This is a genomic window from Streptomyces sp. NPDC032091 (assembly GCF_055580265.1).
On record NZ_JBVILR010000001.1, the window covers coordinates 571,454 to 585,954 of the forward strand.

General features: G+C 73.6%; 14 protein-coding genes. 10 read left to right on the forward strand and 4 right to left on the reverse strand.

The genetic code is table 11. The features are described 5' to 3' along the window. The first annotated feature begins 164 nt into the window (after positions 1-164). The 3 genes from ACZ5NJ_RS02630 to ACZ5NJ_RS02640 are packed head-to-tail and all read left to right on the forward strand — an operon-like array spanning position 165 to position 3,624. Positions 165-1,316 carry a SagB/ThcOx family dehydrogenase gene (locus tag ACZ5NJ_RS02630; protein ID WP_468761877.1) on the forward strand — a complete coding sequence of 384 codons (1,152 nt, stop codon included), beginning with the start codon at positions 165-167 and terminating at the stop codon, positions 1,314-1,316. Next, positions 1,313-2,329 (forward strand): alanine racemase, encoded by a 1,017-nt coding sequence (locus ACZ5NJ_RS02635; protein ID WP_468761879.1) that lies wholly within the window; start codon positions 1,313-1,315, stop codon positions 2,327-2,329. Before ACZ5NJ_RS02630 ends, ACZ5NJ_RS02635 begins: the two co-directional genes overlap by 4 nt. Continuing rightward, complete coding sequence (locus ACZ5NJ_RS02640) at positions 2,275-3,624, forward strand: MFS transporter (protein WP_468761881.1); 1,350 nt, start codon at positions 2,275-2,277, stop codon at positions 3,622-3,624. Before ACZ5NJ_RS02635 ends, ACZ5NJ_RS02640 begins: the two co-directional genes overlap by 55 nt. Here ACZ5NJ_RS02640 and ACZ5NJ_RS02645 read toward each other — a convergent pair. Next, on the reverse strand, positions 3,572-3,847 hold the full coding sequence (locus ACZ5NJ_RS02645; protein WP_468761883.1) for a hypothetical protein: 276 nt from the start codon (positions 3,845-3,847) through the stop codon (positions 3,572-3,574). The two genes, ACZ5NJ_RS02640 and ACZ5NJ_RS02645, sit on opposite strands and share 53 nt — an antisense overlap. A gap of 212 nt (positions 3,848-4,059) precedes the next feature. Here ACZ5NJ_RS02645 and ACZ5NJ_RS02650 point away from each other — a divergent pair, with 212 nt between their 5' ends. Further along, on the forward strand, positions 4,060-4,524 hold the full coding sequence (locus ACZ5NJ_RS02650; RefSeq protein ID WP_468761885.1) for a GNAT family N-acetyltransferase: 465 nt from the start codon (positions 4,060-4,062) through the stop codon (positions 4,522-4,524). A 13-nt stretch (positions 4,525-4,537) separates the two neighbouring features. Here ACZ5NJ_RS02650 and ACZ5NJ_RS02655 read toward each other — a convergent pair whose 3' ends face one another. Then, on the reverse strand, positions 4,538-6,250 hold the full coding sequence (locus tag ACZ5NJ_RS02655) for a bifunctional 3'-5' exonuclease/DNA polymerase (protein ID WP_468761887.1): 1,713 nt from the start codon (positions 6,248-6,250) through the stop codon (positions 4,538-4,540). Between the two features lie 232 nt (positions 6,251-6,482). Between ACZ5NJ_RS02655 and ACZ5NJ_RS02660 the strand changes: the two genes are divergently transcribed. Beyond that, positions 6,483-7,643 (forward strand): DUF2786 domain-containing protein, encoded by a 1,161-nt coding sequence (locus tag ACZ5NJ_RS02660; RefSeq protein WP_468762017.1) that lies wholly within the window; start codon positions 6,483-6,485, stop codon positions 7,641-7,643. A gap of 69 nt (positions 7,644-7,712) precedes the next feature. Here ACZ5NJ_RS02660 and tatA read toward each other — a convergent pair whose 3' ends face one another. Then, positions 7,713-7,889 carry a Sec-independent protein translocase subunit TatA gene (tatA, locus tag ACZ5NJ_RS02665; RefSeq protein ID WP_468761889.1) on the reverse strand — a complete coding sequence of 59 codons (177 nt, stop codon included), beginning with the start codon at positions 7,887-7,889 and terminating at the stop codon, positions 7,713-7,715. 136 nt (positions 7,890-8,025) lie between these two features. Between tatA and ACZ5NJ_RS02670 the strand changes: the two genes are divergently transcribed. Together ACZ5NJ_RS02670 and ACZ5NJ_RS02675 are read left to right on the forward strand one after the other, a co-directional pair. Continuing rightward, positions 8,026-10,074, forward strand: coding sequence for an FUSC family protein (locus ACZ5NJ_RS02670; protein ID WP_468761892.1), 2,049 nt, complete (start codon positions 8,026-8,028; stop codon positions 10,072-10,074). A 107-nt stretch (positions 10,075-10,181) separates the two neighbouring features. Further along, entirely contained in the window at positions 10,182-10,427 is a 246-nt protein-coding gene (locus ACZ5NJ_RS02675; protein ID WP_045946130.1) for a DUF397 domain-containing protein, read from the forward strand. A 118-nt stretch (positions 10,428-10,545) separates the two neighbouring features. On the opposite strand, the gene ACZ5NJ_RS02680 is transcribed toward ACZ5NJ_RS02675, so the two are convergent. Next, a complete protein-coding gene (locus ACZ5NJ_RS02680) occupies positions 10,546-11,040 on the reverse strand; it encodes an ATP-binding protein (RefSeq protein WP_468761894.1) in 495 nt (164 codons plus the stop codon). A 363-nt stretch (positions 11,041-11,403) separates the two neighbouring features. On the opposite strand from ACZ5NJ_RS02680, the gene ACZ5NJ_RS02685 reads away from it, so the two are divergent. The 3 genes from ACZ5NJ_RS02685 (at position 11,404) to ACZ5NJ_RS02695 (ending at position 14,443) form a co-directional block, all read left to right on the forward strand. After that, entirely contained in the window at positions 11,404-12,282 is an 879-nt protein-coding gene (locus tag ACZ5NJ_RS02685; RefSeq protein WP_468761896.1) for a helix-turn-helix domain-containing protein, read from the forward strand. 92 nt (positions 12,283-12,374) lie between these two features. Then, positions 12,375-13,832: an aldehyde dehydrogenase family protein gene (locus tag ACZ5NJ_RS02690; RefSeq protein ID WP_468761898.1), complete on the forward strand. Its 1,458-nt coding sequence runs from the start codon at positions 12,375-12,377 to the stop codon at positions 13,830-13,832. Positions 13,833-13,930: 98 nt separating this feature from the next. Beyond that, positions 13,931-14,443: a DinB family protein gene (locus tag ACZ5NJ_RS02695; protein WP_468761900.1), complete on the forward strand. Its 513-nt coding sequence runs from the start codon at positions 13,931-13,933 to the stop codon at positions 14,441-14,443. The last annotated feature ends 58 nt before the right edge of the window (positions 14,444-14,501 follow it).

Below are 14,501 nucleotides of genomic sequence, written 5' to 3' on the forward strand. Positions count from 1 at the left end.
ACAGGTTCCGCATTCACCGAACCACTGGATGGAGATTGCAATGGCCGAGTCCCGCGAGATCGAGACGACCGAGTCGGCGTTCGAGGCGCTCGTCAACGACGAGTACGAGACCCCGCAGACCTGCCTGCTCCCGATGGCGGCCTGAGCCGGGAAGTCCACCACCCATGCGCCTGCGCGTATCGCCGCTGTGCGTCTTCACCTGGCGCAAGGGCCAAATGATCTGTGACAACCCGGTGCTCCACCGGCAGTCGGCGCTCAGCGCCGCCGCCCAGGACGCACTGCGGTACTTCGCCGATTGGACCGAGGCGGGCGAAGCCGCGGAATCCGGCTCCGGCGGGCCGGATCCGCGGCTGGTCCGCCAGCTGGTCGACGCCGGGATCCTCGTGGAGGAGGGCTCGGCCGACCACCGGCTCGCCGAGTCCCTGGGGCCCTGGTCCCAGTGGGGGACCTCGGCGACGTACTACCACCTGGCGACCCGGACCGCGGCCGACGAGAGGTTCCTCACCGCGTCCGAGGACACCGCCTGGCTCCTCGACCGGCTGCCGGACCGTCCGCAGCCGCCCGAGGTCAAGGAGTACCCCGATGCCGAGCGCCACCACCTGCCCCCCGCCGACCGGCTCGCCCTCGGCGGCGACGGACTCGGCGGCGTCCTGCGGGCGCGCCGCACCACACGCAGCTTCGACGCCCACCGCCCCATGTCGGAGCAGCGGCTCTCCACGCTGCTGCACTGGGTGGGCGCACCACAGCACCAGGTGCACACCCCCGGCCGGCGAACCGGACTGCTCCGTACCAGTCCGTCGGGCGGCGCCCGGCATTCCCTGGAGATCTACCCGGTCGTCCTGAACGTCGCGGGCGTACCGTCCGGTGTCTACCACTACCACCCCACCCGGCACGCCTTGGAACGCCTGGCCCACGGTCCGGTCGACGTCGAGCGGGCCGTCGAGTGGTGCGGCGGCCAGACCTTCCTGCGGGGCGCGGGCGTGCTGTTCTTCTACACGTCGGTCCTCGACCGGGTCGCGTGGAAGTACCGGATGCCTCGCACCTACCGGACCCTGTTCATGGAGCTGGGCCACTTCAGCCAGACCACCTATCTCGTGGGCACGGCCCTGGACCTCGGTGTCTTCTTCACCGCGGCGACCCGGGACGCGGCCGTCGAGGAGGCCCTCGGCCTCGACTGGCGCACGGAGATCCTGCTGGGGGTCAACGGCATCGGCGTCCCCGCGGCCGACGAGGCCGCCCGGCAGCGCGGCATGCTGGACGGCGGTCCGGCCGGATACTCCTTCGCGCGGGACGAGTGGGACGGACTCGGGACATGACCGAACGGCCCACGAGCCCGGTGCTCGTCTCCGTCGACCTGTCCCGCGTCGAGCGCAACATCGCCCGGTTGCACACCAGGGCCGCCGCGCACGGCGTCCGGGTCCGCGCCCATGTGAAGGGCCACCGCACCGTGGAGATCGCCCGGCGCCAGCTGCGGTCCGGCGCCACCGGCATCGCCGTCACCCAGCTCGCTCAAGCACGGGTGTACGTCGACGCGGGGATCGACGACGTGGTCGTCGCACACCCGTGGTCGGAGCCCTGGCGGTGGCGGCTGATCGCCGGACTGGCTCGCGACTGCCGCCTGTCGGCGCACGTCGACAGCGTGGCGGCGGTCCGCGGTCTGGCCGCGGCGGCCACCGAGTACGGGAGCACCGTCGGAGTGCGCCTCCAACTCGGCACGGGCCTGGACGTCCGGTCCACCCCGGACGACCGGCTCCTGTCCATCGCCCGGGCCGCGGCCGCCGAACCCGCGCTGCGGTTCGACGGCGTCACGGCGTACCAGGCGCTGCTGACCGCCGGCTCGGCGGACGACCCGGCCGCCGCCGGCCGCGCGACGGGCGAGTACGCCGTACGGATCGCCACGCTGCTGCGGGCGGCCGGACTGGCCTGCCCGGTGGTCGCGGTCGGCGGAACGCCCACCGTCGGCGGCGCACTGGCCACCCCCGGCGTGACCGAAGTCTGCTCCGGCGCGTACGCCCTGCAGGACGCGGGGATGGCGGCGATCGGTGCCTGCGCGCCCGAGGACGTCGCGGTGACGGTGGTCGCCGTCGACCGGGAAGCGGCCGACGGGGTGCTCGACGCCCACCCCTACCCCTGGCAGTCCCCTGGGGACCACATGCGGCTGGCCACCGGCGCCGCACCGGGCACCAGGCTCCACCCGCCCCACATCTGCGCGCTCACGCCGCAGGTGGAGGCCGTAACCGTGTACGCACAAAACGAGGATCGGCTGATCGGTCAATGGCAACTGGTGAATCATCAGGACGCACCTCCGCCCCGTCCGGCGCGGCAGTGAACACCGGCCGGCTCGCCGCCCTGCGGCTGCCCGCCTACCGGTGGTTCTTCGTCGGCCAGACCTGCTCGTCGCTCGGGGACTTCGTCGTCGCGCCCGCGCTCGCGTTCGCGGTGCTGGACCTCACCGGTTCGGCGGGCGACCTCGGGCTCGTGCTGGCCGCCCGCACCGTGCCGATCATCCTGTTCATGCTGCTCGGCGGGGTGATCGCCGACCGGTTGCCCAGGCACCGGGTGATGCTGGGTGCCGACGTGGTGCGGCTGCTGGGCCAGGGCGTCACGGCGGCCCTGGTGCTCGGCGGGCAGGCCGCGGTGTGGCAGCTGATGGCGCTGCAGGCGGTGCACGGCACCGCGAGCGCGATGTTCACCCCCGCCGTCAGCCGGCTCGTCCAGGAGATCGTCCCCGAGCCCCGGCGGCAGTCCGCCAACGCGCTGCGCAGCATGTCCCATTCGGCCACCATGATCACCGGCCCGTTGCTCGCCGCCCTGCTCGTCGTCACGGTCGGGGCCGGCTGGGCGTTCGCCCTGGACCTCGTCACCTTCGCCGTCAGCGCCCTGTGTCTCTCCCGCCTCCGGCTGCCCCGCACCGGCCCGGCACCTGCCGCCGGCCCCGGGCGCCTGGTGGTGGAACTCCGCGAAGGATGGGTCGAGTTCCGGTCCCGTCGCTGGGTGTGGTCGGTCATCCTCGTGGCCTCGCTGGCCAACATGTTGTACGCCGTCTTCACGGTGCTCGGCCCCGGGCTCAGTGAGCAGCGGTTCGGCGGCCGCAGCGCCTGGGGGGTCCTGCTGGCGGCCTTCGGCGCGGGCGCCGTCCTGGGCGGCGTCGCGGCACTCTGGCTGCGGCCGCGCCGCCCGCTGCGGGCCGCGACGCTCGCGCTCTCGCTCTTCGCCGCGCCGCCCCTCGCCCTGGCGGGGGGATCACCGAGCCTGCCGGCGACCGCGGCCGCGGTACTCCTCGGCGGGGTCGGTCTGATGGTCTTCAACTCCCTCTGGGAGACGGTGCTCCAAGCGGAGATCCCCGCCGGCACCCTTTCGCGGGTCAGTGCCTACGAATGGCTGGGGTCCTACGCGGCCCAGCCCGTCGGGCTCACGCTCGCCGGGACCGTCGCCGCGCACGCCGGCACCCGGACCACCCTGCTCTGCGCCGGCCTGGCACAGCTGGCGATCGGCTTCGCACCGCTGGCTCTGCGCGACGTAAGGGAGTTGCGCGTCCCCGTTCGGGAGGCCGCCGGTACCCCGCGGACGGTCAGCTGCCGGAGGCGTCCCGGCCGGACTGCTCCAGGGCGTACCCGATCATGACGACCGTGGACCGCGCGCTGACCTGCGCCTGCCGCAGCAGGTCCCGGCGCTGCTCGCCCTGCGGCTCGCGCAGGCCGGCGCGCAGGAGGTGGAGCGCCGATCGCAGGCTGTTGACCTGGGCCTGCGCCAACGGATCGTGTACGTCGACGTCCCCGGCCAGCGTGTTCAGCACGCCTTCTATGTGCGACTCGGCCGCCGCGGCCGCCTCCGGATCCCGTGTCATGCCGCCACCATAAGTGGCATGTACGGATAACAGGGGCGGAAAGAAGGGAAGTTGGCGGGCAGCTTCACGGGGCGTCAGCCGCCTGGCGGGGCTGGACGGCCCCGTCGGGGAGTCCGCCCGGCCCCGGTGGTGGGCGTTGAGGGGGGTGGTGGTGTCGGGGTGTGGGGGCGCGGACAATGGGCGGCCCAGTGTGTGTGATCAAGGAGCAGCGGATGGCTGAGCAGGGTGGGGTTTCGGTACGGGTCGCCGGGGAGGCGGATCTCGATGTGGCCGCCGAGCTGTTCCGGGGGTACCTGGAGTTCTACGAGGTGAAGGTCGAAGACCCGGAGCGGCCGCGGGAGTTCCTCGCCGAGCGGATCGCCAAGGACGAGTCGCTGGTGCTGCTCGGCGAGGTGGCGGGCCTGGGGACGGTCGGGTTCGCGCAGGTCTACCGGACCTTCTCGTCGCTCACGCTGCGGCCGGCCTGGGTGCTCAACGACCTGTACGTGGCACCGTCCGGGCGCCGCACCGGCGCCGGGCGGGCCCTGCTGCGCGAGGTGCTGGAGCGGGCGCGGCAGGCCGGGGTCGTCGGGGTGCAGCTGGAGACCGCGTACGACAACCACGTCGCGCAGGGTCTGTACGAGTCGGAGGGGTTCGTGCGGGAGGGGTTCCACATCTACTTCCGCGATCTCGGATGACCCCCGCCCCCTCTCATTTCGCGTCCGCGTAGCACTCCACGACCGCCGTGGTGAACGGGAAGCGGACCGGGGTGTCGCCGAAGGCGATCCGGCCCGCGCGGTCGCCGGCCGCGCGGATCGCCTCGGCGACGGCCTCGGCCTCCTCGGCCGGGCAGTGCACGATCACCTCGTCGTGCTGGAAGAACACCAGCTCCGCCCGCATCCCGGCGGTGGCCTGGCGCAGCGCTGCCAGCATCAGCAGGGCCCAGTCGGCGGCGCTGCCCTGGACGACGAAGTTGCGGGTGAAGCGGCCGCGGGCGCGGGTGTCGGTCGACGCGTAGGACGGGGTCCAGCCGCCGGCCCCGTCCTCGCGGTCCTGGGGGAGGCCGGCCTCGCCGTCCTCGGCGGCGCCCGCCGGGGGCGGGCAGGTGCGGCCCAGCCAGGTGCGCACCAGGCGGCCCTCCTCGCCGGCGCGGGCGGCGTCGTCCACGTACGCCACGGCGCGGGGGAAGCGGCGGCGCAGGGCGGCGAGGTTCTTGAGGCCGTCGCCGGAGGTCTGCCCGTAGACGGCGCCCAGCACGGCGATCTTGGCCTTCTCCCGGTCGCCGGAGAAGGACTGGCGGGAGACGGCCGTGTAGAGGTCCTCCGGGCGGCCGGCCACCTCCATGAAGGCGGGGTCGCGGGAGATCGCGGCGAGGACGCGCGGTTCCATCTGGTCGGCGTCGGCGACGACGAGCCGCCAGCCCGGGTCGGCGACGACCGCCCGGCGGATCACCTTGGGGATCTGCAGGGCCCCTCCGCCATGGGTGACCCAGCGGCCGGTGAGGGTGCCGGCGGGGACGAACTCGGGGCGGAAGCGGCCGTCGTGGACCCAGTCGGCGAGCCAGGACCAGCCGTGGGCGGTGTAGATCCGGTAGAGCTTCTTGTAGAGGAGGAGCGGCGCGACCGCCGGGTGGTCGACCTCCTGGAGCTCCCAGCGGCGGGTCGAGCGGAGGGTGATGCCGGCCCCGGCGAAGGCCTTGATCACGTCGGCGGGCAGGTCGGGGCGGACCCGGCGGCCGAACGCGGCGGAGACCTCGTCGGCCAGCTGCGCCAGGCGGCGGGGCTCGCCCCGGCCGGCGTAGCGCTCGCCGAGCAGCTCGGTCAGCAGGGCGCGGTGGACGTCGGCCCGCCAGGGCATGCCGGTGTGCTGCATCTCGGCGGCGATGAGGAACGCCGCCGACTCGGCGGCGGTGAGGAGGCGGAGCCGGTCGGGGTGGGCGGTGGCGGCCTGCCGGCGGGCCTGGTCGGCGTGGACGGCGAGGAGGGCGTCCAGGGGCAGGGGCGCGGTCGGCTGGTGGTGCGGGTCGGCGAGGCCGGCGGCGTCGAAGAGGGAGTCCTGGGTGCGGACGGGGGCGGGGGCGGCGGTGCGGGCCGGCGGGTCCGGGGGGACGGGGGCGCCGGTGAGGCGGGCCCAGGCGGCGGCGGCCGAGCGGGGTTCGCCGGAGCGGCCCTCGTGGCCGAGGAGGAGGAGCTCGGCGTCCTCGATGTCGTAGCAGCGGTCCACGCGGAGGCCGGCGGCGAGGAGGCGGGGGTAGACGGCCGCGGTGGAGCGCCAGATCCACCGGGTGGTGGGGGGTGCGGAGCGGATCGCTTCCGCGGGGGTGGCGAAGGTGAGGGGGCCCGTGGGGGGCGGGGGGACCGGGGTGGCGTGCCAGTGGCCGTCGGGGGCCTCGGTCAGGGCCCAGGGGGTGGGGTGGTCGCTCACGAGTGCGAGTGTCCCACCGGGGGCTGACAGGGGGGTCGCCTCAATCGCCGGCGGGGCGGGGGTTTCGGGGCTCCGCCCCGGACCCCGCGCCTCACACGCCGGCGGGGCTGGATTCCGGCGGATGCGGATGGATGGGGTGCGGGTGTGGGTGCGGGTGCGGGTGCGGGTGAGGGTGGTGGGAGCGGGGCCGAGGGGGGTTGGGCGGCCGTGACACCCTGAGGGGGTGAGTGACATCGGTGCCCTGGTCGACCGGGCTTTTGCCGCCGCCTTGTACGCCCAGGACGACGCGGGGCTGGACACCGGCGCCTCCGTGCTGGCCGCCGGGGCGTGGGGGGACGTCGGGCGGGAGCTGCTGCGGCGCGGGGAGGGGTTCCTGCGGCGGGCCTGGGAGCGGGGGTGGCGGCCCGCCGATGTGGAGCGGCTCGTACGGCGCGACCTCGGGGAGGCGCACCAGCGGGTCCTCGGGGACCTGGTCGCCGCCGAGGCGCGGCGCTACGGGCGGCTGCCCGACGGGTGGGGTGCCGGGGAGGTGTGGTGGCCCGGGGACGAGGCGTACGCCGAGGGGCTCGCGCGGCGTGAGCGGGCCGACCGGTTCACCCTGGCCACCACCGTCCTGGAGCTGTACCGGCTGCTGGTCCGGCTGCCGTCGATCGAGCCGGTGGGGCCCGTCCCGGGGGATCCGGCGGGGGACCTCGCGGAGCACGCGCACATCGAGCCGCGGATGCTCGGGCGGATCCGGGCGCTGCTCGCCAAGGCCGAGGCGACCACCTACCCGGAGGAGGCCGAGGCGCTCAGCGCCAAGGCGCAGGAACTCATGGCCCGGCACACCGTGGACGAGGCGCTGCTCGCGGTGCGCGGCGGCGGGCCGGCGCGGGTGCCCGGGGCCTGCCGGATCGGGGTGGAGCCCCCGTACGAGGAGGCCAAGGCGGTGCTGCTGGACGCGGTGGCCACCGCGAACCGCTGCCGGGCGGTGTGGAACAGCGCGTTCGAGTTCTCGACCGTGGTCGGGTTCGAGAGCGACCTGGAGGCCGTCGAGCTGCTGTACACCTCGCTGCTCGTGCAGGGGACGGCCGCCATGACGCGGGCCGAGGCCGCGCAGCGGGCCGGCGGGCGCAAGCGGACCAAGACCTTCCGGCAGTCGTTCCTGCTCGCCTACGCCAGCCGGCTCGGCCGCAGGCTCGCCGAGACCGCCGAGCACACGGCCGCCGAGGCACCCGACAACCTCCCGGCGCTGGTGGCCCGGGACATGGCGGTCACCTCCCGGGCCGACGAGATGTTCCCGCGGACCACCACGACACGGCTGCGCGGGGCCACCGACCACGCGGGCTGGGAGGACGGCACCGCCGCCGCCGACGCCGCGCACATGGGCGGCAGGCGGCCCTCCCTGCCGTAGCCGGGGCTAGGCCGTCTCTTTCGGATCTTGCCGGGCGGCGCGGGCCAGGCACGATCCGGAAGAGACGGCCTAGGCCGGGTCCTGGGGGGTGTTCTCCGAGCGCATCGCACGGGCCTCCGACTTCAGGATGCGGGCCGACTTGCCCAGGGAGCGGGCCATGTCGGGCAGCTTCTTCGAACCGAACAGCATCAGGCAGACCACCAGGACGATGATCAGGTGCCAGGGCTCCAGGCCGTTGCGGAGCATGGGTACCTACTTCACGGGTGAGGGGGCTGGGGGCAGGAACGATGTTCTTGGCCATCGAACAGCGCGGCAAGGCCCGCGTACAAATCTGAAGAAGTCCTGAAAACCGAGAACCGCCGGGACCGTTAGGCTCGGCGCCATGGGCTGGCTGCGTGCGCTGAGGGACACCGTGCGCGTGGCCATGACCGTCGAGCGGCGGCGTCTGGAGCCGCTCGTCGCGCTGCGGGCCGCCGCCGGGCTGGCGCTGGTCGTCGGGGCCGGGCTGGCCCTCCTCGGGCCGGGCGCGGCCGCGAGTTCCGCGTTCGGGGCCTTCATGGCCGCCGTCGCCACCTTCCAGCAGAGCTGGCGCCCGCGCCCCGTGCTCGCGCTCGCCTCCGGGCTGACCCTGGCCGTCTCCACCTTCCTCGGCTACCTGGTCGGCTCGGCCGACGTCGGGCTCTTCCTGCCGATGCTGGCCCTGTGGGCCTTCGGCGCGGGGCTGCTGTGGGCGGCCGGGCCGACCGCCGGGATGATCGCCTCCGGGAACGTCGCCGTCATGCTGGTCACCGTCACCCTGCCGACCTCCGTCCCGCAGGCCGCCGGGCACGCCGCGATGATCGCCGCCGGCGGGGTGGTCCAGGCCCTGCTGATCGTGCTCTTCCCCGTCCGCCGCTGGGGCGCCCAGCGCGACGCCCTGGCCGATGCCCTGGCCGCCGAGGCCGACTACGCCCGCAGGCTGCGCCACGACCCCGTCAGCTCCTTCGACCCCGCGCCCCTGATGAAGGCGCGCGACGCCGCCGCCGTCACGGCCCGCCAGGCCCGGCGGCGCCCCGCCGAGCTGCACGGGGCCCGGGGGCTCGCCGAGCGGATCCGGCCCGTGCTGGCCTCCCTCGCCGACCCGGCCGTCGGAGCACCCGCCGAGGGCCCCGGCCGGGACCGGGTACGGGAGCTGCTCGACGCCGCCGGGACGGTCCTCGACGCCGCCGCGCACGCCATCCGCCACGGCGGCCCCGTCCGGCTGCCCGGGCCGGCCCTGGAGGTGCTGAAGGCCCCCGACCTGCCGGAGGTGTTCCGGGAGGCGCCGCTGCGGGCCGCGCGCCGGCTCGCCGCCCTGCTGGACGACGTCCTGGAGACGGCCGAACCGGGCTCCGGGCGCACCGCCGACCCCGGCGAGGCACGGCTGCGGCCCAGCGTGCCGGCCCTGGTGCCGCTGGTGCTGCGGGCCGTACGGGCCGAGCTGCGCCGGGGTTCGCCCGTCCTGCGGCACGCCGTACGGGTGACGGGGGCGGCGTGCGCGGGGTACCTGATCGGGCAGGCCCTGCCGTTCGGGCACGGCTACTGGGCGCCGATGGCCTCCGTGATGGTGATGCGGCCCGACTTCACGCAGACCTGGTCGAGGGCCGTCGCCCGCTTCGGCGGGACCCTGGTCGGGGTGGGCGCGGCCACCGGGATCGTGCAGCTCGCCCGGCCCGGGATGTACCTGTCGGGGCTGCTCGCGGTGGTCAGCGCGGGGCTGATGTACGCGCTGATGCGCACCGGGTACGCCGTCTCGCAGGTGTGCGTCTCCGCGTACGTCGTCTTCCTGCTCGGCATGGGCGGCGTCCGCTGGGACCAGACGGTCCCCGACCGGATCGCCCTCACCCTCGTCGGCGGGGTCCTCGCGATGCTCGCGTACGCCGTGTACCCGGCCTGGGAGACCCCCAGGCTGCGCACCCGGCTCGCCGACTGGATCGCCGCGGACGGGCGGTACGCGGCCGCCGTCCTCGGGCAGTACGCCGATCCGGCGGGGGCCCGGCGCGCGGACGTGCGGGAGGCGCTGCTGGCGGCGCGCGACGCCCGCATCGCGTGGCTGGAGGCCCTCGCGCGGGCGGAAGGGGAGCCGGTGCGCCACCGGGGCCTGTCCCGGGCGGCCGCCGACGGCGCGGGGGAGGCGGTGGCCGCGTTCGGGCGGGGCGCCATGCTGCTGGAGGCCCACCTGCCGGACCGGGCCCGGCCCCCCGTGCCGGGGGCGGCCGAGCTGGCGGAGGCGCTGCGGGAGGCGACGGGGGCGGCGGCCCGGGCGGTGCGGGAACGCCGGGTTCCGGAGTGGGGGGCGGTGCGCGCCCTGCTGGACGGGGGGAACCGCGTGCCGGAATCGGGCGTCGTACGCCAGGCGGCGGAGCGGCTGCTGGACTCTCTGGACGAGGTCTCGCAGGCGCTTCGCCCCTGACAGTGATCATTGCGGCACCGCGCGTGCACGTGCATCTGCCCATGCATGCGCTGATGAACACAGCTATGATCCGGTGGAGTTGACATCTGCACTATCGGGGGCTTCCTGTGGACCACGCGTACAACGGGACGGCAGCTGCAGAACTCACTTCCTTGTATGAGCTGACCTGGCAGAAGAGCAGACACAGCAACTCGCAGGGGTCCTGCGTGGAGTTCGCCAAACTGCCCGGCGGCGACGTCGCCATGCGCAATTCGCGCTTCCCCGACGGCCCGGCGCTCGTCTACACGCCGGCCGAGATAGAGGCGCTGCTGCTGGGCGTCAAGGACGGCGAGTTCGATCATCTGATCGGCTGAACGAACAGCGCGGGAGATCAGGCCATGCACGTGCACTGGCCGGGACTGATCGAAAGGATCAGGCCCGGCCAGTGGTGTGTCGTACGTGTCCGCGTCGTCCGCCCGCCGCGGCGCGCGGTCAGCCCTGGAGCAGGAACAGCGCCCAGACCACCTTGCCGGTGAGCCGGCCCGCCAGCGGGTGCCAGCCCCAGCTGTCGCTGTAGGAGTCCACCAGGAACAGGCCCCGGCCCGACTCCAGGTCGCAGTTCTCGTCCGTGCGCTCCGGCGCGAACGAGCCCCCCGGCCGGTCCTCGCTGGGGTCGCGCACCGCGCACACCAGCCGCGTGCGCCACCGCATCAGGTGCAGCCGTACCGCGGCCGACTCCGGCTGCTCGCCCCCGCAGGGCCGGGCGTCGTCCGGGAGGGCGTGCCGCAGCGCGTTGGTGACGAGTTCGGAGACCACCAGCGCGACGTCGTCGAAGCGCTCGTCGAGGCCCCACTGGGACAAGGTCGACCGGGTGAAGGAGCGGGCGCCCCGCACCGCTTCGAAGCGGGCCGGCAGGGCACAGGAGGCGGACCCGGAGACAGCCGTGGGATCGACCGGGGGCAGCCCCTGCCGTAACGGCTCGGACATGACCGATCCAATCGTCCCCATGCGAGGCACTCCCGTGGATTCGCGGACGAAGCGGTCGGCTCCGGCCAAAGAGAACTGCGGGGTGGGTCCGGCGCCGGCGCGAAGAGCACGCAGGTGCGCGGCACCATCGTTCCGAATGGCGCAGCCGGATGCAAGGGCAGATGCACGTGCACGCGCCGGACCTGTCCACTCCCGTGACGGTTCTTGCTCATTTCTTCCTACGCATACTTACGGACTTCTTTTCCGGGACGCCGGATTCCGTTACAGAACGAGTACGGGCCGATGCGTTTTGGTGGCAGACTGCGGCACCGGGGATACGGGGGCCCCGCCGAGGCACGCGCACACCACGCGCACACCATTGCGATGGGGAGGGCAGGACTAGTGACCGCAGAAGCCAGCGGTTCGGTGGTGCGCCGCATCCTCCTGGGCTCACAGCTCAGGCGACTCCGAGAATCCCGCGGCATCACCCGTGAGGCGGCCGGCTACTCGATCCGCGCATCCGAATCGAAGATCAGCCGCTTGGAGTTGGGAAGGGTGAGCTTCAAGGCCAGGGACGTGGAAGACCTGCTGACCCTCTACGGGGTCACGGACGGCGCGGAGCGGGAGTCCCTCCTGGGACTGGTCCGCGAGGCCAACGCGGCCGGGTGGTGGCACAGTTACGGCGACGTGCTCCCCGGGTGGTTCCAGACCTACATCGGCCTGGAGGGCGCGGCCTCCCTCATCCGCATCTACGAGGTCCAGTTCGTCCACGGTCTCCTCCAGACCGAGGCCTACGCCCAGGCCGTCGTCAAGCGCGGCATGCCGAGCGCCTCCCCCGCCGAGATCGACCGCCGCGTCGCCCTGCGCCTGGAGCGCCAGAAGGTCCTCGTCTCCGAGAACGCGCCCGTCTTCCACGCCGTCCTCGACGAGGCCGCGCTGCGCCGCCCCTACGGCGACCGCGACGTGATGCGCGGTCAGCTGGAACACCTGATCGAGATCAGCCAGCGGCCCAACGTGCAGCTCCAGGTGATGCCCTTCTCCTTCGGCGGCCACGCCGGCGAGAGCGGCGCCTTCACCCTGCTGCGCTTCCCCGAGTCCGACCTGCAGGACATCGTCTATCTGGAACAGCTCACCAGCGCGCTCTACCTGGACAAGGAAGAGGAAGTGGGGCAGTACGCACGGGCGATGGAGCGGCTCCAGGCCGACTGCCCCGACCCCGACCGGACCCGGGATCTCCTGCGCGGACTGCTCCAACTGTCTTGAACCGCACGTACTATGACGTCTGATCAGTGCTCTACGAAGAACGATCGGTCTCCGGTGCAGCGCAGGGGTGCGCGCTCGCAGTAAGGGATGGCATGTCCATATTCACCGACCTGGCTCACCAGTACATAGACGGCGAATGGCTGGCCGGCACCGGTTCGTGGGACATCATCGACGTCAATCCCTACAACGGGGAGAAGCTCGCGGCCGTCACCGTGGCCACCGTCGAGCAGGTGGACCGCGCCTACCGCGCGGCCGAGCGGGCGCAGCGCGACTGGGCCGCCGCCAGCCCCTACACCAGACGGACCGTCCTGGAGCGCGCCCTGCGGATCACCGAGGAGCGCCAGAAGGAGATCGTCGAGGCGATGATCGACGAGCTCGGCGGGACGCGTCCCAAGGCCGAGTACGAGGTCCACCTCGCGCTGGAGTTCCTGCGCGAGGCGATCCGGCTGGCCGTCCGCCCCGAGGGCCGCATCCTGCCCTCGCCGGTCACGGGCAAGGAGAACCGGGTCCAGCGGCTGCCCGTCGGCGTCGTCGCCGTGATCAGCCCCTTCAACTTCCCGCTCCTGGTGACGCTGAAGTCGGTCGCCCCGGCGCTGGCGCTCGGCAACGCCGTGGTCATCAAGCCCAACCAGAACGCCCCGGTCTCCGGCGGCGGGATCATCGCCAAGATCTTCGAGGACGCGGGGCTGCCGGCCGGGCTGCTGAACGTGCTGGTCACCGACATCGCCGAGATCGGCGACGCGATCCTCACCCACCCCGTCCCGAAGGTGATCTCCTTCGCCGGCTCCGACCGCACCGGACGGCACGTGGGCGCGGTGGCCGCCCGCCACTTCAAGCGGACCGTCCTGGAGCTCAGCGGCAACAGCGCCCTGGTGGTCCTCGACGACGCCGACGTCGACTACGCGGTGGACGCGGCCGTCTTCAGCCGCTTCGTCTTCCAGGGCCAGGTCTGCATGGCCGCCAACCGCATCCTCGTCGACGCCTCCGTGGCCGAGGAGTTCACCGAGAAGTTCACCGCCCGGGTGCGCGCCCTGAAGACCGGCGACCCCCGCGAGGCCGACACCCACATCGGCCCGCTGATCAACTCCTTCCAGGCCGACGCCCTGACCGCGCTCGTGGACCGCGCCGTCGCGTCCGGGGCCACGGCCCTGGTCCGGGGCTCTACGCGCGGCAACCTGGTGGAGCCGACCGTCCTGGCCGGCCTCCCGGAGGACTCGCCGCTGCTGGGCCAGGAGATCTTCGGCCCCGTCGCCCTGCTGGTGGTCTTCGACGGGGAGGAGGAGGCGGTGCGCCTGGCCAACGCCACCCCGTACGGGCTCAGCGGCGCGGTGCACACCCGTGACGTCGAGCGCGGCGTGCGGTTCGCGCGGCGCGTCGAGACCGGGATGATCCACGTCAACGACTCCACGATCGCCGACGAGCCGCTGACCGCGTTCGGCGGGGAGAAGGCCTCCGGTCTGGGCCGTCTGGGCGGGGAGGCCACCGTGGAGGCCTTCACCACCCAGAAGTGGATCTCCATCCAGCACGGCCGGACGACTTTTCCCTTCTAGGGGCTGATCAAGGACAGGAACTGACCGCAAGGATTCGTACCGTGGTGGATGTCGGCGGGGGAGCGCCCCGCACACCACCACGGCAAAGGCGGTCGGTCATGGCACACCCCACCCAGGAAGTCGCGGGAGACGAGCGCGGCACCCTCCTGCTCTTCGTCGAGGACCAGCGCGAGGCCCTGCGCCGCGCCGCGGCGGGCCTGACGCCGGAGCAGACCGCGAGCCGGCCCACCGCGAGCGAGCTGTCCCTGGCCGGGCTGATCAAGCACGCGGCCGAGGTCGAGCTGAACTGGCTGCGCATGGCCCAGCAGAAGCCGAATGAACACCGGCGCGCGCCCGAGGAGTGGCACGAGGGCTTCCGGCTGACCGAGGGGGAGACCCTGGAGTCCGCCCTCGCGTTCTGGGACACGGTCAAGGACCAGACGACCGGCTTCGTCGAGTCGGTGCCGAGCCTGGACGACGACTTCCCGCTGCCGCCGGCCCCCTGGTTCCCCAAGGACGCCACGGTCTCGGTGCGCTGGATGCTCCTGCACCTGGTCCGCGAGTTCGCCCGGCACGCGGGCCACGCGGACATCATCCGCGAGACCCTGGACGGCACCAAGGCGATGGGCTGATCCCGCCCCGCCGGTAAGACCGCCCCGCCGGAAAAAGGGGCTTGCACCTCACGTGGCG